The following is a 23570-nucleotide window of genomic DNA, read 5'->3' as shown; positions in this document are numbered from 1 at the left end:
AGCCTAGTATTATTCTGCTACATAAGCGCCCACGCCACAGAAAAAGCCTTTATCATTTTTAATTACATAGGTTTTCTTGGCTTTTAAATCTTCAGTACCCGGATAAGGCCATTTATATTCAACCCAACCTTTGCCCTCAGTAGATTTCGCGGTATCAATCATATTGAGAAATAGTTTATCACCATATTTATCAAAATCTTTCATTTCTTGACCAACTAGCTCAGGCTTTATGGCATGGGATAACATTTTACCCTCTAAATCCATGCAAAATACATACAGGTCTTTTTCCTGATAACCGCCCGCTTTATCCGCAAATACAGTAAAAGCCTCATCGCCTTTTTCATTGACTAAAGTAGCGGCCTTTTCACTCATAGCTTGTGCTTCTGCTTCATTACCAATTTCATCAGCAGCCAAAACATTTAAACTCAAGGCAGTAAGGGTAATTCCTAATATATAAGTCAGCTTTTTCATATGAAGTCTCCTCCTCTGGTTAATTAATCCTACGATTTTGGCTTAGCATACTGTGCCTTGCTCGAAAATCCACCTCTCTCAAAGGTGAGAAGAGTGTAGCTAAGTTAGGATTTTTTTAAAGAGGGTTTAACTGAAATAGTCGACAATTTTATTAATTCTAGGATTATTAAAACCTATGAAAGCGCTTTGAAGTAGCGATTATAAACTTAGATGATCGATAGATATAAAAATTGTCGACAATGCTAATGGATATCTCGTAAAACAGTGGTTAGCACTACAGGTACTAGCCACCGTTTTACGAGAGCTTATAACATTTAATCAGCCAAGTATTAGGTTTTACTGAGTTGAGAATCACTAGGCAACTTTAAGAATAGCCCTGCCAAAAAGGCTAAAAACATTGCATTAGCAGGCGTATGAGAGGTAAATTCTAAAATAGCGTGCAGCATGAATAGTAAAATTCCAATACCCGCCGCCACTTTAATAATACGCTCACGATCCCACTGTGTACCCCACATAGCCACCCAACCCATAATGTAAACAATAAAGGCGAGAGCTAGTAGCACAATACCTAAAGCACCAATTTCTAAAATCAATTCTAAATAATCATTGTGAGCATGATTAATGAATTTTAATTGCTCAACAGGTTGAAAACCGCGATAGATTTCTTGGAAAGTACTAGGCCCAGATCCAATGGGAAAAAACTCCTTAATCGCTTTCATAGTCATAGCAAACATTTCCCAGCGTCCATCTTCTGATGGGCTAGCGACAATAAAGCGATTTAAGACTGGAATTAACCCAATACTGGCTAATAGGGCAGAGCCCAAGCCCAAAATACTAGCGATAATACCAGCCGCCTTACGCCCTCCCATATGAGGGGCAAATGTGGGTAAGGTGACAATTAGGGCTACTATAGTAAGCAATACCCCTGCCCGTGAGCGGGTGAAAATAGCACCTATTAAGATAATCAATAGTAGAGATAAATAGGTTAAAGTGGTAGTGATACGCCATTCTTGTGTTTTTCTACCATTATCTGTGGAGGTTTTAAGACCAATACTATAAATGGTTAAACCGATTGCCATAGGTAGAGCTATGACCATAAAAGTGGCTAAATGATCCCGATTTCGGTAAGTACCCTGTGAACTACGCCCGGTATCAGCTCCTACCCATTTAAGGAGTTCTGCATTAGGATTCATATACTGCATTAAGGCTAAAATAGCTTGAAAGCAGGCGACTATTAAAAATAAAACTACCAAATAATAACGTTGTTTAGAGTTTAAGGTTGTTAGCGCTAGGGTAATAGCAACTAGGGGTATCATAGCTAAAAAAGCATGAACAGCTTTATAAGGTATAATACTAATAGCCAAATAAGGTTCAATATGGGCTTTTTGTGTCAACCACTCTAATGATGCTAGATAGCGCTCTCTACCAGGTAATTGAATCCATGTATCATAAGGCAGGGGTATTAAGTAAAGTAGTGGAGTTATTAAAATTAGTCCGAATAAAACTAAACTAAGTTTATTAATATGGGAACGCCACGATAAATTCCACCCGGTTATGAGTAAGAGTAATAGGGCGGCTATTTCCAATAGAAACAGAGATTGAAGAGTGCGTCCGCTGTATAGAATGGGGATAATAATAAATAGTAAGCCTATTATAATAGTCATTACCCATTGGCTTTTATTAGCAAGCATTATTCAGAACGCTCCTCATTTATAATAGGCACAATGCTTAATTGATCAAACCATACTGTTCCATTAAAGGTTTTATTATGAGCATATGGGCTGGCTGCTTCTAAACGTAGCATTTGACCTTCGCAAGTGTCATTACTAGGGACAGTAAATCGGATACTTAAACTGCTCCAGCTGGTACGTTCCTTTATCGCAGTGCTTTCACCTAGTAAGGTTTTTTGTGTATCTTGACAGCGAATACGCCAACTCAATCCCCCCGTGGTTGTTAGTTTGTCGACTTTATATAAAGCATTAAAGATATATGCATTAGATTCTAGAGCTAAATTTTGACTAACATGCTGAAAGTTAATAGGGACAACTGTATTACGTAGGTTGATCTTTAGCGCACTTGATCCCTTCATGCCGGAGGTAATGCTCGGTTCTATAGTAAATAATTTATGTCGACCAAAACTCCAATAAAATCCTCCTTTATTTATATTGCGAGTATCTTCAAAGCCACCATCATAGATAGTACCACCAAATTTAATCTGATGATTAAGTAATCCCTCAATCCAAGCTTGTTTAGCCGCAGCCCAAAAGCCATCTTTTATTAAGCGTGCGATGTAAGTATTTAATTCTTGTGATGATAGAGGACCATTTGATAGCTGTATGCGTTTATTATAGATTACTTCTAATAACTCGCCATGCTCTGAGGATTGAGCAACAAAAGTAAAAAAACGATTCCACCAAGTAGGGGGGGTTTCTATAAAGGGTATGAAGTCATTTATATTTTCTGAAATGACTTGCAATAAAATAGGAAATAATGTTTTGTATTTGTTTGGGTCACGAGTTAACAATATATTCCATTCATATAATACTTTTTCCAGATTACCTTGTCGAAGCCAATAGTTCGCTACATAAGAATGAGTGGCTATATGGGCAGGTGCTAAATCTGTAGCAAGTGTAGCTAGTTGATTCGCATTTTCTAGATCTTGCTGCTTTTCATAAATACTTAACAGCTGTGCTGCCCCATAACCAAAGGTAATATCTTGTTTCAAGGACTGTAAGGCTAGAGCTTTAGCTTCTGCTAATGACTCTGAACTCAAAGCTTGATTAATATCCAGATTATAAATAGCTTGTGATTGATCTAACAGGGCTTCGCTACGCTGTACCTGCCAAGGTTCTAGAGGAGGAAATAAGCCTTCTACCCCTGCGAGATCAGAAGAGCTATACTTTGGATAGGTAAAATCATTAGGCCCTACCCCTCCCACACGATAGACCGCTATCAGATAGCTGATACCTATCAAACCTAATATTAATAGCCCACGCCATACCCAGATCATGAGTTAGTATCCGATGTTAGGCGTTTACGTGTGCGACTAGCGTCAGAGCCATAAGAGTAGTAATAATCATAGTTATAACCATAACTAGAACCCGCTTTCATTTTAGTCATAATCACACCAATTAAGTTAGCATTGGCTTGGCGTAAACGTTGATAAGCATCATGTAGCGGACGCTTTTTACTCTGTGCATGAGCTGCGACTAGAATAGTAGCATTCACACGATTGGCAAGAATTAAAGCATCGGCTAACCCCATAACTGGAGGGGAGTCAATAATAATCATATCGAAACGTGTTGGGGCTAAAGTAAGTAACTCCTCCATGCGTGGACTCGAAATTAGCTCAGCTGGGTTGGGTGATAGAGGACCTGCTGTAATAGCAAAAACACCTTTCATAGAGGTTTGTTGAATTACCTCTTCAATAGTTGCTTGATGGGTTAAATAGGCACTAAGCCCTATACTATTATCTAGTTCTAAGCGTTTATGCAAGGTAGGCTTACGTAAATCGCAGTCTACAATTAGAATTTGTTTACCTGCCTGAGCAAAAACAGCAGCTAGATTAGTACAAGTACTCGATTTAGCTTCGCTAGGCATAGAGCTTGTAATAGATAGTGTTAAAGGCGCACCAGCACTAGTAGAGAATAATAAATTCGTTCTCAGTGAGCGGAATGCCTCTGCCATCGCGGAGGTGGGATTTTGAGAAGCGATTAATGCTATATCTTTATCAATAGTGTTTTTCATAAGCGGAGTAATTCCTAGTAAGGGTAATTTTACTACGCGCTCTAAATCACTTGTGGTCTTAATGCGATCATCAAGGAGTTCGAGTAAAAAAGCTAATAAAGTACCTAAAAGTAAACCCAATACTAAACCAAGAGCCAAATTAAGTTTAGTATTAGGCTTATATTTAGCAAAAGGAATCACAGCTGGATCTACAATCGATATATTGTTATTACCGATACCACTGGCTACACCTACCTCTTTAATACGCTGTAACAAAGCCTCATGTAAATTACGACTTTTTTCTACTTCACGTTTTAATGTATTAAAGCCTAGGCTCTTTTCTTGTAATTCGAATAGTGCAGCCTTTTGTGCCTCAACATCAACCCTTAATACAGCTTCACGCTGTTGGGCAGCTTTTAATGTGGCTTCTAGTTCATCGCTACTTGTTTGAGTAATTTTGTTAGTTTCATCCTGAATTTGTGCTCGTAAACGATTGGCGCGTTCCTCAAGGTTTTTAAGTGTGGTTTTTGTAATAGCTGATGATTCCTGAATAATCTGTGTTCTTAACTGGTCAATTCGTTGTGTTAAGTTATTTACAGTTGTTGATTGTACTGTGCGAGTTTCAATGATCATTTGGGCTTCTAATTCACTAATTCGCTGCTTTAAATTATTTAAAGTAGTATTGTTAACAGTTTGTGTTTCACGCTGGATTTGTGCTTCAATCTCAGTAATTAGTTGCTTGAGATTATTAATATTGTTACCCTTAACAGCTCTTGTTTCTTCAACTAATTGAGTCTTGATAGTATCAATTTTTTGTTTTAATTGTACCATGGTCGGGTAAAGAGGCTTATAGACTTGGAGTTTTTCTTGATATTCTGCTTGCAAGGTCTGAAGCTGTCGATTTAGAGCCTGAATGGTTGGATCTGTGCTTTGGACTTTAGATGCTTTAACCTCAGCTTGATAGTCACTTTGTAATTTAGTCAGTTGTTGGCGTAGGCTTGAGACAACTGGATTATCACGTGCAGTAGATGCTTTTAGTTGTGCCTGATATTCGCCCTGCAGTTTAGTGAGTTCTTGGCGTAAGCTACGTACTACCGCATTATCACGAGCGGTGGGAACACTTCTTTCTGCTATATAATCACCTTCTAATTTGGCTAGTTCCTTGCGTAAATTTTTCACCACTTCATTATCATAAGCAGTAGGAGCTGCTAACTCTGCTTGATATTGGGTTTCCGCTTGTGCTAATTGCTTTTTGAGTTCTTGAATAGTGGAGTTATTCAATGTTTTACTAGCACCACTACTTGCTCGGGTTTTTTCATATTGACTTTCAGCTTTGATACGTTCACTTTGAGCCTCAGATAAAGATTTACTAAGGTCTAGCAGTTTCTGTCCTGTTAAGGTTTGTTTGTTTTCAGGGTCAATGTTAGTAATATCTTTTTCTTTAGAAAAGTTGAATAACTCTTTTTCAGACTCATTTACTTGGCTTTTAGCTTTTGCTAATTCAGCATTTAAAAACTTCTCCGCATATTGAGCCGACTCTCGCCGCCTCTCCAGGTTCATATTAATAAAGTTTTCACTCAAAGTGTTAATAATAGTTGATGCTTTTACTGGATCAATATGATCATATGAAAGTGTGACAATTTGTGAGTTCTTAACTGGTGAAACAGTTAAATTACTAAGAAATTTATCTTCTAATGGTCGTTCACCTAGTTTTTTGACCAACTCTTCTGGTGCTGGGGTAGTTTCAGATTCCAATAGCGGATCATCGTTAGAGGTATTCGGATCAGTAGGTTTCTCACCAAATAAAGCCTTTATCTCATCTAACGTTTCAGCAAAAAAAGGTTTAGCTACTCGTTCTCCTTTTAGCTCGGCATCTAGATTTAAGCTATCAATGGTACGCCGTGCTAGATTACGGCTTTTCAATAACTCATATTGAGTTTGATAGTAGTCCTTGTCAGTAACATTAGCATCTTGAGCCTCAACACCAAAGCTTAAAACTTTACCAGAGGACTCAGGCTGGATTTGCAAAGTAGCACTGGCTCGATAGATTGGTGTCATCATCAGGGTTGCTACGAGTGCTAACATGAGTACTAAGGTTGTAATGGAGAGAATTAACCATCTGCGTCTAATGATAACTTGCCATAACTCACGTAAATCAATTTTGTCATCTGACTCATCATTAATTGGTTCTTGATAGGATGCTGTAATAACCTGTTGAGATTGAGTAGGGAAAGTTTGACGCCGCCCATACTCAGAAGCATTTAATTCCGCGTTCATTGAATCCACTACCCCTGTTTGTTTAGTTAACCAAATTGTTGAGAGTATTGATAGGGCTAATAAATGCAGCGGCTTCCTTCAACCAATAACGACTATCAGAGCGATGGACGACAATACGGTCATCGTTTTGCAGATAAGGATCTTTGAGTTGCCCATTACGGATTGCAGTAAGATTAAGGCGATAAGCCTTTACCGATTTATTAGGTAGTGTCCTAAATAGAATAATTTTATCTTTAGAAGCAAGAGTAGTTGGTCCTCCTGCTTGAGCTATGGCTTGCATCACCGTCATAGCCCCCTCAATCGCATAAACATTAGGTTTAGTGACTTCACCCTCAACGGTTACCCTTTGATTAGCCGCTTCTTTCACTAAGACGGTAATTTTAGGGTTATTAAGACCTTCGGGATTACTGGAGTAGGCTTGTTCTAAAGCACGAGCTAATTCTTGTTGAGTTAAGCCCTGAGCCTTAATTTCCTTAATGATTTGCAGAGCGATATAACCGCGTGAATCGACTCTGACTTCCTGATTTAAGCCTTCAGCAGGAAAAATAGTAATAGCCAATAGATCTGATGGTCCAATACGGTATTCGCTTTGTGGGGGTATATAGCCCAACTCATTAATATTGGAAAAAATTTGCTTGCTATTATTGACCGCAGGGCCTGAGGTAACGGGGAGCGCTCCGCCTGTACTACAACCTGCCAGAACAACACAGCAGGCAACGGCAGTGAGATTTAGTTTTAGTTGGTTCATCATATCTCAGTTTACTAGTCAATCGAATAATGGTTAGCTGCGCCCAAATAGACGCTGTAAGAACGACTTTTGCCTATTAGCATCATTAGCCGCAGATCGCAAGGGGGTTTTAGAGGTATTAGCCTGTAAGGCAGGAATAGTTGGGACTAAATGAGGAGCCAGATTTTCCAGAATAGCCTGAGGGCGTTCCCAGACACAATATCGTGCTTCTTGCTCACCTACAATCAATGCTGCTGCTTTAACCCCTTCTGATAAAATCGGTGGGCGTCTATCAATGCCATGGGCATCCGTTGCAATAATATGTACATAACCATCACGCAAGAATTGCTCGGCAAATTTTTTAGCACTGCGCCCAAACTGTCCAGTAATAGAACCTGCCGTAATCTGAATCCAAGCCCCCAAACGTGCGACAGTTAAAAACTCCTCATAATGCTCACCAATCCAAGTAAGACGTTCGGGATGAGTAATGAGGGGGATATAGCCTGCATGGATATAGTTTTCAACCTGTCCAATAAAATCATTGACTGGGACATGATGCGAGGGTTCGAGTAAAAAGTAACGTGAATGGTTGAGGGTAGGGATGCGCCCCGTTTTCAAGCCTCGCATCACATCTGGTACCATATGGGTATCTGCACCAATCAACAATTTCAGTGGAATTTGGGCTAAATCCAGTTGTGCTTGTAGTGCCTCTAAAGCGGGAGCAATAGTAGCGGCTGAATTATCGTATAAGCCCGGATAGATGTGGGGGGTACAAGCTAAATGGGTAATACCATCCGCGACGGCCATGCGTGCCATAGCAAGTGAGGTTTCAAGATCTTGTGATCCATCACAAAGAGCGGGGAGTGTGTGGCTATGTAAATCAATCATAGAAAAATTTTGTAACACCAATGGGAAAGCAAACCTAGGGATAGTATAGCGTAATTTCTCCTAAGACGTCATAAATCCTATTTTGGTTTAAGGTAAGGTTAAAAAGGCGCTTATGTGACTTAATAGCCAGTGGTACAGAGTAGCATTTATAAAGTTACCCTATACCACTATTTTATAGCTACTATTACTGAGTAGACGTTGCTGGACGATCTAAGCTAAGGGGAGTTTTGCCAGAATCTGTTTTGATGACTGGAGCTGTTACACTTTTTGCCACTGTTGAAGTCGGAGTAGGTGTATTTTCTACCGGCTTAGCAGGTGCTGGGGTATTACTAGGGGTAGAAACAGGGGTAGTGCTGGGTGTTGTAGTAGCAATAGGAGCAGGGCTAGAGGCTGGGGTGGGTTTAGTAGTACCTAAACCTTCAGTAAGGGAAATATCTGCTTTGATTTTTTCAAATAATTTAGGCCCAATACCTTTAACTTCTTGAATTTCTTCTAGAGTTTTAAAACTGCCTTTTTCGGTGCGATAATCAATAATGGCTTTAGCCTTTTTCTCACCGATACCTTTTAGATTATCTTGAATGGTTTTGGTATCGGCAGTATTGATATTGACTAATTCAGCTAAAACAGCAGCAGAACTGCTAAGACTTAAAACTAAAAGTGTGGCTTGAATTATTTTTTTTAGCATGGATTGACCCTTTATTAAGTTGTTTTAATAATCTAGGAGGTTGGCTAGACTATATTAACTATTGTTATAAAGGACTAATCTTTCCGTATTAACGGTCATTGCTCCTATAAAGAATAAAAAGATAAAAGGTCACAAGTTAATTCGCGGAGAGAGGTGTAAAGGAGAGAGATGGAATACGAGGTGGGGATGTGTTGGTGTGTGAGTTAGAAGTGGGAAGGGTATGACTCGCAAGCGGCGCTAGGTAGTCAGGCAGATGGGTCGGTTTAAACCCATTGACGTGTTGTAGCAGTAGTTGATAGATCGTGAGCAGATCACGCTGTGAGCAGGCGTATTGTAGGGTGCTAATCACTTGTTGAATCTGAGGCCAAGTTAAGTAGTCTTCATGTGCCTGACGAATACGGGGGTGTTGAGTAGGCTGGGCATGATCATCAATCAGTAGTTCTTCATACAGCTTTTCACCTGGACGCAAGCCACTGAATTCAATCGCAATATCACCATAGGGATTGGTTTCATTCTTAACCGATAAGCCTTTGAGATGAATCATGCGGCGAGCTAGATCGACGATTTTAACTGGCTCACCCATATCCAATAAAAAGACTTCTCCCCCCTGTGCGAGTGCACCGGCTTGAATCACTAATTGAGCGGCTTCGGGGATCGTCATGAAATAGCGGATAATATCGGGGTGAGTCACAGTAATCGGCCCACCTTGTTGAATTTGTTTGCGAAAAAGTGGCACGACTGAGCCAGAGGAGCCTAAGACATTGCCAAAACGCACCATACTAAAACAAGTATGTTGAGTCTGTTCGGAGATACCTTGTAAGACTAACTCCGCCATGCGTTTACTAGCCCCCATGACATTGGTAGGGCGTACCGCTTTATCGGTGGAAATCAGCACAAAGTGTTTCACTTGATGAGCCAACGCGGCTTGAGCCGTGTGATAGGTACCTAGAGTATTATTACGGATACCTTCAATGGGATTATGTTCAACCAAAGGAACATGCTTATAGGCTGCGGCATGATAGAGGGTTTGAATCTGATTATTTTTGATAGTTTCGTCAAGACGTTGGCGGTCTTGTACCGAACCCAGCACCGGAATCACCGGAATATTCAAACCTTCGCTACGATTGATTTCAAGTAGTTCCTGTTCAATTTGATACAGCGCATATTCGCTGAGTTCGTAAAGCACTAAAGAGCTAGGTTGTTGGCGGAGAATTTGGCGACAGAGTTCTGAACCTATTGAACCCCCCGCTCCGGTGACCATCACATGATGGTTTTGGATGCAAACTGACAATAAGGCTTGATTAGGAGCCACCGCTTCACGCCCTAACAGTTCATCGATATCGATTTCGCGAATTTCATCGATGGAACGTTGACCTGAGAGTAATTCAGTCATACTAGGAATAGTGCGCACATGCACAGGTAGCGACTCTAAAGACTGAATAATTTGACGCTTACGGGTATGGGCTATGAGTGGCATCGCCAAAAAGATGTGCTTAATCGCATATTGTTCAATGAGGCGTGCGGTTTGTTCGGGTGCATAGATCGATAAGCCCTGAATAAGGGATTTATGCAGGCTAGGGTTATCATCTACAAAGGCTACTGCACGATAATATTCATTGTGTTCTAAAGCAGCCGCAAGCTGTGCACCGGATTGTCCAGCACCATAAATCAGTACAGCAGCGCGTTGCTGTTGGTGTTGACGCGAGTTAAGGAGTTGATAGTAGCGTCGCATGAGATAGCGGCTACCCCCAATCACTAATAAAGCAGTACCCCAATAGATAGGATAGATCGATTGAGGAATCCCTTTCCAATGAGCAAAGGTTGCAACCACCCATAGGACTATAGTACTGAGTGTGACACCTATCACGACTGACTGTAAGGCTTTCACCCCCATAAAGCGGATAATAGAACGATATAGCCCTAACCGAGTAAAGATAACAAATGCAACCAACGGGGCAATGAGCATCAGCCACACCCCATCATTGAGGGTAGGTGTCCAAGTACTGAGGCGCAGAGCAAAGCTGATCCAGATCGCCAGTGGCAGGATCAAGAGATCGGCTGTGACCATGACAATGCGCTTTTGCCAGCGGGGGAGGGTAAACAGATGGTAGATGGATTGAGAGGGATTAAACATGGATAGGCTCTTAGGCAGTTATAATGCTTGTGGTTTAGCCAGGTAAAATACAGTTATGTATTTGCTATAAGGTTGCTGCTTGGAGGATTTGAGTGATAGTAGAGCAAGTTTTTGTTATTTCATGCTCAGTAAGAGTAGGATGAACAAGAAACATTAGACTGGTTTCACCCAATTCCTGAGCAATAGGAAGACGTTGAGTAGGTCGCCATCCTGTATTATCAAAGGCCTTTTCGAGGTAGACCTCCGAACATGAGCCAGAGAAACAGGGGATGCCATGTTGATTCATTTCAGCCATGATGCGGTCACGACTCCAATCACTTTTCAATTGTTGTGGCTCTACAAAAACATAGCACTTGTAGGCGGCATGACCGATATGAGGAGGGACGATAGGGACACGTAACCCAGGTAGTTGGCGAGCAGTTTCCCATATAGCTGAGGCATTTTTTTGGCGTTGAGCTGTCCAGTTCTTCATACGAGTGAGTTGGATACGACCAATAACAGCCTGTATTTCAATCATACGCCAGTTAGTACCAAAGCTATCATGTAGCCAGCGAAACCCTGGGGGGTGTTGGCGTTCATATACAGCTTCCCAACTCTTGCCATGGTCTTTGTAGCTCCACATTTTTGACCATAGCTTATGGTCATTGGTCGTGACCATGCCGCCTTCACCGCCTGTGGTCATAATTTTGTCTTGGCAAAATGACCATGCGCCGATATGCCCAATACTACCAACCATGCGCCCTTTATAGGTCGCTCCATGAGCTTGGGCACAGTCTTCAATGACATAGAGATTGTGTTGAGCAGCAAGTTGCATGATGGGATCCATCTCACACGGCCAACCTGCGAGATGTACACAGATAATGGCGCGAGTGCGCGGAGTGATCATAGGGGCGATGGTGGCAGCAGTAATATTTTGGTTATCGCGATCAATATCGGCAAACACAGGAGTTGCACTTGCGGTAATGATGCAGGAGACAGAAGCAAGAAAAGTGCGTGAAGTAACAATGACCTCATCACCCTGTCCAATGTCTAATACTTTGAGGGCAAGATCAAGAGCGACTGTGCCATTGGCAAGAGCAATAGCATGTTCTGTACCACACCACGTGGCGAACTCTTTTTCAAACTCACGACATTCTATACCAGTCCAATAATTGACTTTATTAGAGAGAAGGGTATGGGAAATGGCATCGGCTTCTTCTTGGGTAAATGCAGGCCATGGAGACGGTTGAGTATTTAGCATAATTTTGGTTTTAGGATTTTTTAGGTTGTGCAGGGCAACCCACTACTATGATGTTATCTGGTAGGTTATGTGTAACAACTGCACCGGCACCAACAGTGACATTGTTGCCTATAGTTAAGTAGGGTAGAACAGTGGCACCTGCGCCAATAAGACACTGCTTACCGATGGTAACACCCCCACCAAGAGTAACTGTAGGGGCAATATGACAAAAATCACCAATGACACAATCATGATCAATCACGGCATTATGGTTGATGATACAACCAGTGCCAAGTTGGGCATCTGGACCAATAATAGAGCCAGCAGTGATTAGGCTGCCTAAGCCTATACTTGCACCTGGGTAAATCGTGGCATGGGGATGGATGGCAGTTTCGGGTATAATAGCGATATTGTGCCATTGGTTTTGTAGTCGACTACGAATGGCATTGTTTCCAATCGCAAAGTGAATAGTATAGGTGCGTGACTCCATAATTTGTGTTGGAGCAAGAATAGGGATGCCACATAAGTCTCCCTGTGCTTTATCATCGATGAAGTATCCAACTTGTTTGCCACTTTGGATTAGTGTGTGAAAAGCAACTTTGCCATGGCCACCCGCACCATAGATATAAATCATGATGTCGATCCAGTAAATTTGGGCATGGTAGACTCACCCTCAGCACTAATCCCTTCACGCACAAACACTTTTTTTGCAGTTAAAGCTAAGATTTTTAGGTCTAACCAAAAGGATTGGTTGTCAACATACCAAATATCAAGTTTGAATTTTTCTTCCCAGCTAATGGCATTGCGCCCATTGATTTGTGCCCAGCCAGTAATGCCAGAGCGCACTTCATGGCGACGTGCTTGTTCGTAGGTGTAGAGGGGAAGATATTCCATTAGTAAGGGACGGGGGCCTACTAAGCTCATATCACCCTTAAGCACATTCCAGAGTTCTGGGAGTTCGTCGAGGCTAGTGGAGCGTAGAAAACGACCAAATGAGGTAAGACGAATACTGTCAGGCAGTAAATTACCATTATCATCACGAGCATCAGTCATGGTACGGAACTTAACCATTCTGAACGGCTTGCCCTGTAAACCAGGGCGGGCTTGAGTAAAGAATACAGGAGAACCGAGTTTCCAGCGTATCAATAGTATCAGTATCAGAATAAGTGGGCTGAGCAGGAGCAAGCCGAGCAGGGATACGGTTAGATCAAAAAAGCGCTTCATAATCCCATTATTTCCAGCAATTTCGCGTTGACTTTGTGGACATCATATTTTTCTTCTGCGAGTTCACGGCTGCGTTTGCCCATATGTTCCCACCGGTCGTGGTTTTCGATGAACCAAATCATACGTTCGGCGAGCGCTTGGGCATTTGCTTTGGGGACGAGATAGCCATTGTCGCCATTAGTTACCGTTTCACGGCAACCAGGTACGTCGGTGGTGAGGATAGGACGACCAGTTGCCATTGCTTCTAGTACAGTACGTGGCATTCCTTCGTGGTAGGAAGGTAATACGTAGATATGACAATTTTGCAAATAGGGTCGCACATCATGGGTAGAACCTAGGTATTCGAGCCAACCTTGTTGGTGCCAATGTTGCACTTCACTAAGGGGAATACCATCAGGTGATGGATCTTCTGGTCCTAATAGTTGAAAGATGGCTTCTGGGTAAAGAGCTTTGACAAGTTTTGCAGCCTGAGCATACTCGCGAAAGCCTTTTTCACCTAATAAACGTCCGATAGTAAGGAAAGTTATAGAACCACTTGGTAAAGGCGTATGTGTGTAGTTGCTAATATCTACACCAGAACCATTCACCAAAGCACATTTATCAGCAGGTACAATACCCCGTTGGACAAATTCATTGAGATTATCTGGGTTTTGAAAAATGACCTTTCTGGCATTTTTTAGAGCAATGCTATAGAGAAATGTCACCAGCTTGCTCAAAAGCTTGCGTTTGATGGTTTTACCTTGAAAGGCGAAGCCTAAACCAGTAATGAGTGCGTAAAAGCGGGCATTAGGTAAAATTCGGCTAGCTAATCCCCCCCAAATTGCAGGTTTTATTGTATAGGCTAGGATGACATCTGGTTGAAGAATAAGAAAGGTTTGTCGCAAAGCATACCATGTTTTTAGATCGGCCAATGGATTTAAATTGTTACGTTGTACAGGGTATGTACAGAAGTTTGTACCCCATGCAGCTAGCTGTTGGGTAACAATTGTTTTTGTTTCCGATGCCATTGCAGTGACTTGATAATTAGTTTTGCGTAACGACTGAATAAGTGAACCACGAAAGTTGATTAGGGATTCGGGTAGTGCACCGATAAGAATAAATCGCTTCATGTGTTTGATAGGCGGTTATGATCAAGCCATTGATTGAAAACTAGTACATTCCATAGTTGATGTTGCCAGTTACGTTGTCCTGAAAGATGCTCTTTCCATTTCTGGCGTATGGGTATAGGGTTAAAATAGTTATCTTGATGTAGGCGTGATTCGTTAAGTAGATTTTCTGCCCAATCACGTAATGGTCCTCGTAACCAACTATCGATCGGAACTCCAAATCCCATTTTAGGGCGTTCGATTAACTCTCTTGGTATATGACGGTAGAGAACTTGACGTAGTACCCATTTGGTTTGGCCTTCTCGCAGTTTATATTCCAGCGGCAGTTGCCATGCAAATTCGACAACACGATGATCTAGGAAAGGAACTCTACTCTCTAGTGATACTCCCATTGCTGCTCGGTCTACCTTACAAAGAATATCATCAGGAAGGTAGGTGAGCATATCGAGTAGCATCATACGCTCGATAGTATTGAGATGGCTTAGGTCGGGTAAATGACTGGTAAGTAATGTAGGTGGTTCTTTACCTTCAATAACGATATCTGAAGAGTTTTGCCAGCTCGAAACCATGCCTAAGTAAAGATCAGCGACAGATTGGTGAGTCATAACACCCGCACCTTTATGTAGCTTCTCTCCTATATTGGCCCATTGGTTGAAGGCAGGAATAATAGTTTTTAGGGTAGAGGCAATACGATTCCAACTATTTGGCGAAATATGTGTAATGGCTTTAGCTGCCCCATGACGTAGTGGGCGAGGTATTTGTGAAAGCTTTCCCCATGTATTAGCGGTGAGTTGGTAACGGTTGTAACCGGCAAATAACTCATCACCCGCATCCCCAGATAGTGATACAGTGACATGCTGCTGTGCTAGTTGCGAAACCAGAAAAGTAGGTATTTGTGAGGAGTCAGAAAAGGGCTCATCATACAAGACAGGTATGCGAGGGATAACCCTCATACATTCATCCGGTGTGACATAGAGTTCTGTATGATCAGTGCCTAGGTATTGGGCTACTGCTTTAGCATGAGCAGCTTCGTTATATAGCTCTTCATGAAAGCCAATCGAAAAGGTTTTAATCGGTTGGTTAGATTGTACTTGCATTAAAGCAACCACAGTCGATGAATCTATACCCCCTGAAAGAAATGCTCCTAGTGGTACATCTGCCATCATTTGTTGCTTAATAGCGTCTTTAAGTAGAGTTTCGAGAGTATTTACTGCATCTTCAGATGTGCCTGTAAAGGGGTGAATTTTTCCTTTATGGCTAATCTCAACACCTGACCAATATGTTTTGATCTGTGGCTCTCGTTGCTGGCGTGACACCTGTAGCCAAGTGCCAGCAGGAAGCTTGTGGATACCTTGATAGATCGAATGAGGAGCTGGTACATAATTATACCTCATATAGAGACATAGAGCATTACGATCAATCGTTGCTTGAAATGCGGGATGAGCTTTAAGTGCTTTAAGTTCGGAGCCAAATAGAAAAGTATCACCTTGCCAACCATAATACAGCGGTTTTTCACCCAAGCGATCACGCGCTAAAGTCAGGGTTTGGGTTTCTTTGTCCCATAAAGCGATGGCGAACATGCCGATGCAGCGTTGTAGGGTGGACTCAATACCCCATATTTCAATAGCAGCCAATAAAGTTTCAGTATCGGAATGTCCGCGCCAATGGGGAGCTGGGTTAGTCTTTTCGAGTTCAGCCCGTAGCTTGTTATGGTTGTAAATTTCCCCATTAAAGACAATGATGTAACGACCATCATTTGAATGCATGGGCTGATGACCAGCAGGAGATAGATCAACAATGGCAAGACGACGGTGTGCTAAACCAATGCCTCTTTCATCATCATACCATATCCCAGAATCGTCAGGGCCACGATGAGATAACATATTTATCATTTTCGGCAAATGATGATCAGTATGAGTATAATAATTTAGTAACCCACATATACCGCACATTATTTTAGATTCCTTGCCAAACTTTGTTGTAGGCACTGACCATACGATCAATATCAAAGTTTTCGATTATTCGATTTCTTGCTGCTTGTTTGCGGGTTAGCCAAATATTTGGTTCACTTTCCTTTTCTACTATGGCACGAATTATAGCATCAGCTAAAGCCTGACTATCAGAAGCCGGAACAATCCATCCGGTATCACCGACTATCATAGCAGCATCACCCACATCAGTTGTAACGCAAGGGATACCACAAGCCATAGCTTCTGCTAATACGTTCGGAAAAGCTTCCCCAATAGATGATAATATATGTATATCAAGTATATTCATTATTTTATGAATATCATTTCGTTGTCCTAACAATGAAATTTGATTGGTTAAATTTGCTTGTTCTATCCATTTAATTAATTCAATATTTGTATGAGACATATCATTGCCTATTAGTAAGCAATGAAAGCTAATTTGATTTTGCTTTATTATTTTGAGAGCTTCAATCAGGTTTTGATGATTTTTGTGTGGGCTAAATCGCCCTACCATGCCTAAAACGGTTATATCTCTTGGTAAGTTTAATTCGCTATATAATGCTGAATAAAAATCATGATGAGGTGAGAATAAACTAGTATTGTAACCATTTGGAATTACAATAAATTTTTTCTTTATGTATCCTATTTTTTGATGTGCATCTGCTGCCTGCTGTGAGCAACTAATAATCTTGGTTGGAATAATTCGAGATAAGAGTGCACAAATGTATACCACAATACGAGTACTTGAGCTTGTTGTTTGAGTAGAAATATCGCTGTTTCTTATACCCCATATAATATAGGGAGTCTTTTGTAATATGGCTAGCAAGCCACCAAGTAGGTCTGCATGGTACATCCATGTTTGTATAATAGCGGTATTGTCATTTTTTATAATTTTCCATAATTTCATTACCCCTAAATAAGTAATTTTCCCTCTAGGCATATTAAGAGTGTAGACTGTTACATTTAAATCACATAAAAGACTACTATATTTACCATTACCTGTTAGTGATACGACCGTGTGAGTGTTTTTTGTGTCACGGGATATTAATCTATATAGCACAGCTTCTGCGCCACCATTATTCAAACCTGTAATGATGTGAAGTATTCTCATAATTTTTACTTTATTGCTTGCATTAGCTCTTTCATATAAAGATCAGCAACTGTTTTAGTATTAAACTGTAAAGCTCGTTCTTGAGAGCTTTTTTTTAAGAAAAAGTTATAATTAGATAATACTTCCAAAATTGCATTAGCCATAATATGTGGATTATCTACAGGAACAAGAGTCCCCCATTTTCCATTTTCCAAGATTTCAGCGGGACCCCCTGGGCAATTTGTTGATATAACAGGTGTTCCACAAGCCATGGCCTCAACAAGTACATTTCCAAACCCCTCATAATGTGAAGATAAAACAAATATATCTGCTTTATCCATATATGGGTATGGATTTTGCACAAAGCCCGGCATGAAAACAAAGTCTTCAATTTCTAGATGTTGAATTAGTTTTTCTAGATCCGATCTTAATGGTCCTTCTCCTAATATTATTAGTCTTGTATTTTTATTCGTATTATGAGTTATTTTAAAGCTTTTTATTAGAGTATCAAATCCTTTAACAGAAAAAAGGCGACCGACACCTAAAATTACACGTATATTTTCATCACTAAGCCAAGGGTGATAAATATATGCTTGCTTTTTTTCGAAAAAACCTTTATCAATGACAGGATTGTAAATAGTGACTAATTTGTTTTCATTAATTTTAATTGTATTTAATAAATCATGTCTAACGGTATTTGAGATGCATATGTTTTTTTTTGCAAATGGATAAGTGGTTTTAATTAGTATTTTGAAAAAAATAGATTTTATTGGATGCAATTTAGAAAGTACTTGTGATAGAACACTTCTTTCACTTACAATAACTTTTGTTTTAGAAAAAGATAGTATTTTTGATATAATAACCACTACATTTGCATAGTTCATTGCAGATAGAATGATATCGGGACTTTCTTTTCTAATATAGCTTATTAAAGGTACTATACTTTTTATGACACGTGTGGATTTTAAGTTTATTAAGCATATATCATCACTGATTTCTGTCAAATAAGGCCCCTCTAATTGAGCAACAATTAAATCGATGCGAAATCCTTGATGAGCGAATTCATTTGCTAGGTTAATCATCATGCGCTCTGCCCCCCCACCCATTAATGAGGGTAGGAATATAGCAATATGATTTCTGTTTGGCATTATTGGTTACCTAGGTTTTTGAGAGTAGATAGGTAAAGGAGAGAGAATAGAATTATGAAAGTTTTGGAGTCATATATTCTCTGAGCTTGTGAGAAAACTAAAATTGCAACTACTATCAAAATAGATAATAAAAATCTTTTCCTACTGGCAAGGATAGTGTCATGTTTTGCCAAAAATATATATCCTATAGGTAAAATGAATAAAACTAAGGCTAACACCCCTCCACCTGCAAGTAGTTCTATCCAGTTGTTATGAGAATAAGTTCCAAGATAAATCCTAGTATTTTCTAAACCAATACCGAAAAAAGGGTTTTCTCTAAAAAGCTCTAGAGCACCCTGCTGCAGTCGTTGACGTACAATAACGGCATTATCCGCAAATGTATTTGTATCATACCCTAATGCAGCAAAGAATTTGTTTGAAACAAAGTAATAGTTTTTTGACTCCTCAAAATTAAAAATGTATTCGGGCCATAATATAGGAAAAATTATGAAGAGGATCATAGATCCAATTAGTACGTGTATTTTTTTATTGCTTCTTATAAATAGAAAAAAAGTCATCATAAAATAGATAATTATTGATTTTAATGATAGAGTTAAAATTAGCGCAAATCCTATAATCAAATAGAAAAAATAATATTGTAGATTTATTTTTTTAACTGTGGAAAGAAAAATTATTGCCATCCCTGAAATAACTAGATGCATTCCAGAGGGATTTTTTGAAACTAATGTCGTAGAAAAATCAATCTCAAAAGAGCTTCGAATTCCCACAAGAATGATATAAAGAGAAATAAGAATCCCAGAATAAATAATGCCATTAATAAATACAACAGTTTTTTTATTATTACTTATTATTAATAAAATACCTATAAGAAATAGAAAACATAGGAATATTTCACTTGCTTTTCTTAATGGATTGAAAGGTTCTTGAGAGAGTACTCCAGTGAGTAAAATCCATAAAAGGAATGTTAAAAAAATAACTATAATTTTGAGTTGATCTGCTTTTAAAGTATTATGTTTATAAATTAATAATAATAATAGTGGACTAATGATATTGAATAACCAAAAAGATAGTTGATTAAATTGTAATAAATGTAGTGAAAATAAAAAGCCAAGAAAAAATTCTTCCTTATATTCTTTAGTTGGTGTTTTTATATTCATAGGATAGAAAACTATTAATTCCATTAAGTATTGTATTATTTCTTAAGTCTAAATAATTAATTTTTTTTAAATCAATCTGACCTAGTTCATCATCTGATATTCTACAAAATGTGTGATAGATCAATTCCTTCACCTCATTTTGATTATTATGGGGATTAGTCAAGCTAAAAGCTTGTGCTATGAATAGAGAAAGTTCATATAAATCAATGTATTGGTGGAATAGCTTATGGTTTTTTATTTTTAAGGGAGCATTGCCAAAAGCAATAGCTGGTTTTCCTCTAATTAAAGCTTCGCCTGAGACTGTTCCTGTAATAGTAGCAACCGCAATGCTTCTATCGATTAGTGTATAAGCATCTTGCTCAATAGGGGCTATTATTACATTATGGAGGCTATGAATCTTTGAGTAGTAACTTGTATTTCTTTCTTTCCATGAACACATTTTTGTAAATGTTGTTGGATGTTCCTTTACAATTAAAAGACAATCATTTGGTAACGCTATTGAAAGTAATTGGATAGCTAGTAACTGTTGTGCAAAACCATATCCTTCAGGAAGAGTGGTTCTCTCAGGTTGATAATGCAAAAAATAAACTACATACTTCTTATGAGGCATAGTAAAATTTTTAGTTAGTTTTTTATAATAGTTAAAGCATAAGATTTTATTTAAGATTAAATCAGGTCGTTGCCACCAACTAATGATCTCATTTTTTATATTAAAATATTTACCTCTATTATTACTAAGGCGATCTTTTTCGTATGCTGGCATAGCATTTAAATGCCCATCTTTCTTGTTTTTTATAAAAAAAGAAATTAATTGGTGCTCTTTCTCAGTGATGTCTATATCTTTATGGCTAATTAGGAGTGGTGTTGAGTGAAGCCCTTGGCATAAATAATAGCGCCATGGAAGAATACTTGATTTAAAATAAATCACCCTAATACCCATTGATTCCGCTACTCTGGCAAATATCCATGTGTGGATGTGATGGGGTGTGGCTATGAATATAATAATATCAGGATCTATATCTTCAAGGTATATTTGAAAGGATAAACATAGCTTAGAGATTTCATAAACCTTATTATTAGTCTGACCAGGGAATACTTTTTCCCTATCATAAAGCATAAAAGTTTGGTGGTCATTTATTATATTGCTCCATATTTTATCAGGAGAATTTTTTAAGTTAGTCTCTTTAATTTTATTATGGTATAGAGGGTAATTGTGTATTTTAACATTATCTCCAATATTATTTCTATATAAATTTGTATCGTATTGGGTTAATATATAATAGCTATTTTTTGGAAAATCATTAAGTATTTGTATGGATTTTTCCTTAGGTAAGCTATCAAGATCTATCATTATTTTCATTTTTTTAAGCCAATATATTTATGTAAATTAGAGTTAATATGAATTTTTTTTCTCCATAAAAAATTAAAACATATATCTAAAAAATTAATTCTTTGTATTGTATGGTTTTTAAGTAGATCATCTACAGATATAATTCTTTTCTTATAATTATTTAAATTTTCTATGATCTTATATATATCTTTCGTAGAAAGATTATTATGATGAAAACATATTGTCCAAATCCCAGGAAATAAATGTCTTTTAAAATTCCATAATTGTTGTGGAATCCAGGTAATACCTAAATGTATCACTGGTCTTGAATAGAAACCATCTGTAATAATATTAATATTATTTTCTCTAAGAGCTAAGATAGTATTTTCGTCAAAAGAATGAGCAGGTGCCATCCAGATCTTAATGTTTATCTGATTACGTGTGAAAATATCTAACGCTTTTCTGATTTTATTACTCTGAATATCATAAGGTAACCCTGCAAACTCACTGCGATTATTTAGCTTTAGTAAGCCAGAATCCTGAGTTTCATATGTATGGTGAAGACCATGTAATGCAATGGTCCATCCAAGTTGGTCAAAGTGACGTATGCGCTCCCAAAATTTTTTTTCATCTATTGAACCTATCATTAGTTTTTTATCTTTATTATCTGGAATAACGCCAATTATTGGTTTTATATTTAACTTAATAAGTTCTTTTTCTAGATCCTCCCAATTATCCCAATTCATAGTAGGACAAATATCATCGAATCTAATAATATATTTTTTCATAGTATATGCTGTGGTAATATCTTGCCAAATTTTAAGTAAAGGCTATTTTTATAAAAAACAATGGGTACTTTAGAATAATAAAAAGAGAGATTAATGGATGTGGGAGCATCTGATTTATTCCATCAAAAGTAGATAGCCTAAGAAGCGAGCGTTTGACAAAAATCTGCTTCACATTGTATCGGACTGCGATACTGACGAGCAGAATGTAAACGGATTCAATTGTGATAGGCTTGCGAGTATCTACCATCATTCGCTCGGACATAGACTAGCGGCTAGCTGATCACTTGATGTGAGTACAGGTCAAGGACTATGACCAGATAGAACCAACCTTCATTTATTAGGGGAGATCACTACAAAAATTCTAATTTTATCAATATCTTGAACTCTATTTACTATCGATCCCATTTTTTCTAGTTGGCTAATAGAATGGTGATACCTATACCCTATAGCATTTGGTTCTATTATATCTAGGATGATATATTTTACTTCAAAATAACTTATTAACTTATAAATATGTAGGTAAAGCACATCGAAAGGAATTTGATGTATCCAATTAACTAATAGTAAAATATCAACTTTTTCTATATTACTGCTTATAATTCCCTCGAAACTTTCTTCTAAAGAGGCTGTAATAAAATTAATTTTTTGCTTACGGTGAATATAGTTAGCAGCCTTGATAACATTTGGATCAGAATCAATGCCAATTTTATTAGGGCAATTGATTTTTGAAAGGATATCTGCTAAACCGCATCCTACTTCTAAGATTGAATTTGGTTTTAAATTATTTATTAAATCTACTACTTGACTTTTATAAGGCCTCAAATGATAGCCCGTAACATGCCATCCATCAATATTAAACTTTTTTTGAATGTATTTGTTATAAAGGGTTTCATGGATTCCTTTTATATAAGATACTAAACCAATATTATTTAAAAGCTTTAATTGATAAAAAATATTCATTTTAAAATTTAATTTGATGAAAGCTTAATAGATATATCAGCTTTTAGCTGATATATCTATTTTAATTATAAAATAACTTAGTGATTACCACTCATAACCTCTGAGTGTATCTCCAGCTGATATTTTACAGATAAGAGCGTAACTAGCTTGAGGTGTATGTGGAGTTGTAAAATCGTTGAAAGTTACAATTTGAGCTCCAATAGCTGCAGGTACAGCAATATTATTTCTACTACCTGCAGTATTTAAAGCAATATCTTTTCGACTGAGTGTACAAGTCGTAGCAGCAGCAGCAGTTTGATATACATATACTTTCACTAAAGATGCTAAAATACCCTCAGCATTTATATGAGGTAGAGGGCATACAACCTGCAATTGAGTTGCTCCAGAGTTTGTGAAACTAGTAGAGGCTTTAGTATAGGTGCTAGCATTACCTGTGGTAACTGAACAAGCACTACCAGGCAGGGCAATCGCTTGAACCCTGCTATATAAATAGAGGATAAGTAAGGCTTTTACTCCGAGAGCCGTCAAGATGCCAAACACTCCTCCTATCCCCCCTACCCAATGCCCACCTCCTGCCAATGCCGTAAGCCGTCTGATGGAACATCTGGCAAGCCTACGCGATCCGCGCCAACTCGCCAAAGTGATCTATCCGCTGCCCGAGATCCTATTA

General features: G+C 38.6%; 20 protein-coding genes. All 20 read right to left on the bottom strand.

Going from position 1 to position 23570, the window contains the following annotated elements; genetic code table 11:
* Positions 1-9: 9 nt before the first annotated feature.
* The 20 genes from A3IK_RS0103690 to A3IK_RS0103595 all read right to left on the bottom strand — a co-directional run bounded on the left by A3IK_RS0103690 (position 10) and on the right by A3IK_RS0103595 (position 23428).
* Positions 10-471, bottom strand: coding sequence for a cache domain-containing protein (locus tag A3IK_RS0103690; protein ID WP_020558625.1), 462 nt, complete (start codon positions 469-471; stop codon positions 10-12).
* Positions 472-800: 329 nt separating this feature from the next.
* Positions 801-2162 (bottom strand): O-antigen ligase family protein, encoded by a 1362-nt coding sequence (locus A3IK_RS0103685; protein ID WP_020558624.1) that lies wholly within the window; start codon positions 2160-2162, stop codon positions 801-803.
* Complete coding sequence (locus A3IK_RS18415; protein WP_020558623.1) at positions 2162-3481, bottom strand: tetratricopeptide repeat protein; 1320 nt, start codon at positions 3479-3481, stop codon at positions 2162-2164. The genes A3IK_RS0103685 and A3IK_RS18415 overlap by 1 nt, the downstream gene beginning before the upstream one ends.
* The gene (locus A3IK_RS20080) at positions 3478-6474 is read right to left on the bottom strand and encodes a polysaccharide biosynthesis tyrosine autokinase (protein ID WP_020558622.1); all 2997 of its coding nucleotides are present in this window, start codon (positions 6472-6474) and stop codon (positions 3478-3480) included. Before A3IK_RS20080 ends, A3IK_RS18415 begins: the two co-directional genes overlap by 4 nt.
* A 22-nt stretch (positions 6475-6496) precedes the next feature.
* Positions 6497-7225 (bottom strand): polysaccharide biosynthesis/export family protein, encoded by a 729-nt coding sequence (locus A3IK_RS0103670; protein WP_026220801.1) that lies wholly within the window; start codon positions 7223-7225, stop codon positions 6497-6499.
* A 30-nt stretch (positions 7226-7255) separates the two neighbouring features.
* Positions 7256-8089 carry a tyrosine-protein phosphatase gene (locus tag A3IK_RS0103665; protein ID WP_020558620.1) on the bottom strand — a complete coding sequence of 278 codons (834 nt, stop codon included), beginning with the start codon at positions 8087-8089 and terminating at the stop codon, positions 7256-7258.
* A 184-nt stretch (positions 8090-8273) separates the two neighbouring features.
* On the bottom strand, positions 8274-8774 hold the full coding sequence (locus A3IK_RS21805) for a ComEA family DNA-binding protein (protein ID WP_020558619.1): 501 nt from the start codon (positions 8772-8774) through the stop codon (positions 8274-8276).
* A gap of 136 nt (positions 8775-8910) precedes the next feature.
* Complete coding sequence (locus A3IK_RS0103655; RefSeq protein WP_020558618.1) at positions 8911-10908, bottom strand: polysaccharide biosynthesis protein; 1998 nt, start codon at positions 10906-10908, stop codon at positions 8911-8913.
* A 64-nt stretch (positions 10909-10972) separates the two neighbouring features.
* Positions 10973-12148 carry a DegT/DnrJ/EryC1/StrS family aminotransferase gene (locus A3IK_RS0103650; protein WP_020558617.1) on the bottom strand — a complete coding sequence of 392 codons (1176 nt, stop codon included), beginning with the start codon at positions 12146-12148 and terminating at the stop codon, positions 10973-10975.
* Positions 12149-12158: 10 nt separating this feature from the next.
* Positions 12159-12761 carry an acetyltransferase gene (locus A3IK_RS0103645; protein WP_020558616.1) on the bottom strand — a complete coding sequence of 201 codons (603 nt, stop codon included), beginning with the start codon at positions 12759-12761 and terminating at the stop codon, positions 12159-12161.
* Positions 12758-13351, bottom strand: coding sequence for a sugar transferase (locus A3IK_RS0103640; RefSeq protein ID WP_020558615.1), 594 nt, complete (start codon positions 13349-13351; stop codon positions 12758-12760). The genes A3IK_RS0103645 and A3IK_RS0103640 overlap by 4 nt, the downstream gene beginning before the upstream one ends.
* On the bottom strand, positions 13348-14460 hold the full coding sequence (locus A3IK_RS0103635) for a glycosyltransferase family 4 protein (RefSeq protein WP_020558614.1): 1113 nt from the start codon (positions 14458-14460) through the stop codon (positions 13348-13350). Before A3IK_RS0103635 ends, A3IK_RS0103640 begins: the two co-directional genes overlap by 4 nt.
* Entirely contained in the window at positions 14457-16409 is a 1953-nt protein-coding gene (asnB, locus tag A3IK_RS0103630; RefSeq protein ID WP_020558613.1) for an asparagine synthase (glutamine-hydrolyzing), read from the bottom strand. The genes A3IK_RS0103635 and asnB overlap by 4 nt, the downstream gene beginning before the upstream one ends.
* A 4-nt stretch (positions 16410-16413) precedes the next feature.
* Positions 16414-17538, bottom strand: a complete 1125-nt coding sequence (locus A3IK_RS0103625; protein WP_020558612.1) for a glycosyltransferase family 4 protein — start codon at positions 17536-17538, stop codon at positions 16414-16416.
* A 5-nt stretch (positions 17539-17543) separates the two neighbouring features.
* Entirely contained in the window at positions 17544-18665 is a 1122-nt protein-coding gene (locus A3IK_RS0103620) for a glycosyltransferase (RefSeq protein WP_020558611.1), read from the bottom strand.
* Complete coding sequence (locus A3IK_RS0103615; RefSeq protein ID WP_020558610.1) at positions 18665-19822, bottom strand: O-antigen ligase family protein; 1158 nt, start codon at positions 19820-19822, stop codon at positions 18665-18667. The genes A3IK_RS0103620 and A3IK_RS0103615 overlap by 1 nt, the downstream gene beginning before the upstream one ends.
* Positions 19800-21182 (bottom strand): capsular polysaccharide export protein, LipB/KpsS family, encoded by a 1383-nt coding sequence (locus A3IK_RS0103610; protein ID WP_020558609.1) that lies wholly within the window; start codon positions 21180-21182, stop codon positions 19800-19802. Before A3IK_RS0103610 ends, A3IK_RS0103615 begins: the two co-directional genes overlap by 23 nt.
* The gene (locus tag A3IK_RS18400; protein ID WP_020558608.1) at positions 21179-21940 is read right to left on the bottom strand and encodes a DUF2334 domain-containing protein; all 762 of its coding nucleotides are present in this window, start codon (positions 21938-21940) and stop codon (positions 21179-21181) included. The genes A3IK_RS0103610 and A3IK_RS18400 overlap by 4 nt, the downstream gene beginning before the upstream one ends.
* Positions 21941-22270: 330 nt before the next feature.
* Entirely contained in the window at positions 22271-22900 is a 630-nt protein-coding gene (locus A3IK_RS0103600; RefSeq protein ID WP_020558606.1) for a class I SAM-dependent methyltransferase, read from the bottom strand.
* 84 nt (positions 22901-22984) lie between these two features.
* The gene (locus A3IK_RS0103595; protein WP_040848616.1) at positions 22985-23428 is read right to left on the bottom strand and encodes a hypothetical protein; all 444 of its coding nucleotides are present in this window, start codon (positions 23426-23428) and stop codon (positions 22985-22987) included.
* Positions 23429-23570: the final 142 nt, after the last annotated feature.

The sequence above is a fragment of the Thiofilum flexile DSM 14609 genome, from assembly GCF_000380185.1.
GTDB classification, from domain to species: Bacteria; Pseudomonadota; Gammaproteobacteria; order Thiotrichales; family Thiotrichaceae; genus Thiofilum; species Thiofilum flexile.
This window is presented reverse-complemented; position numbering and strand designations above follow the sequence as displayed.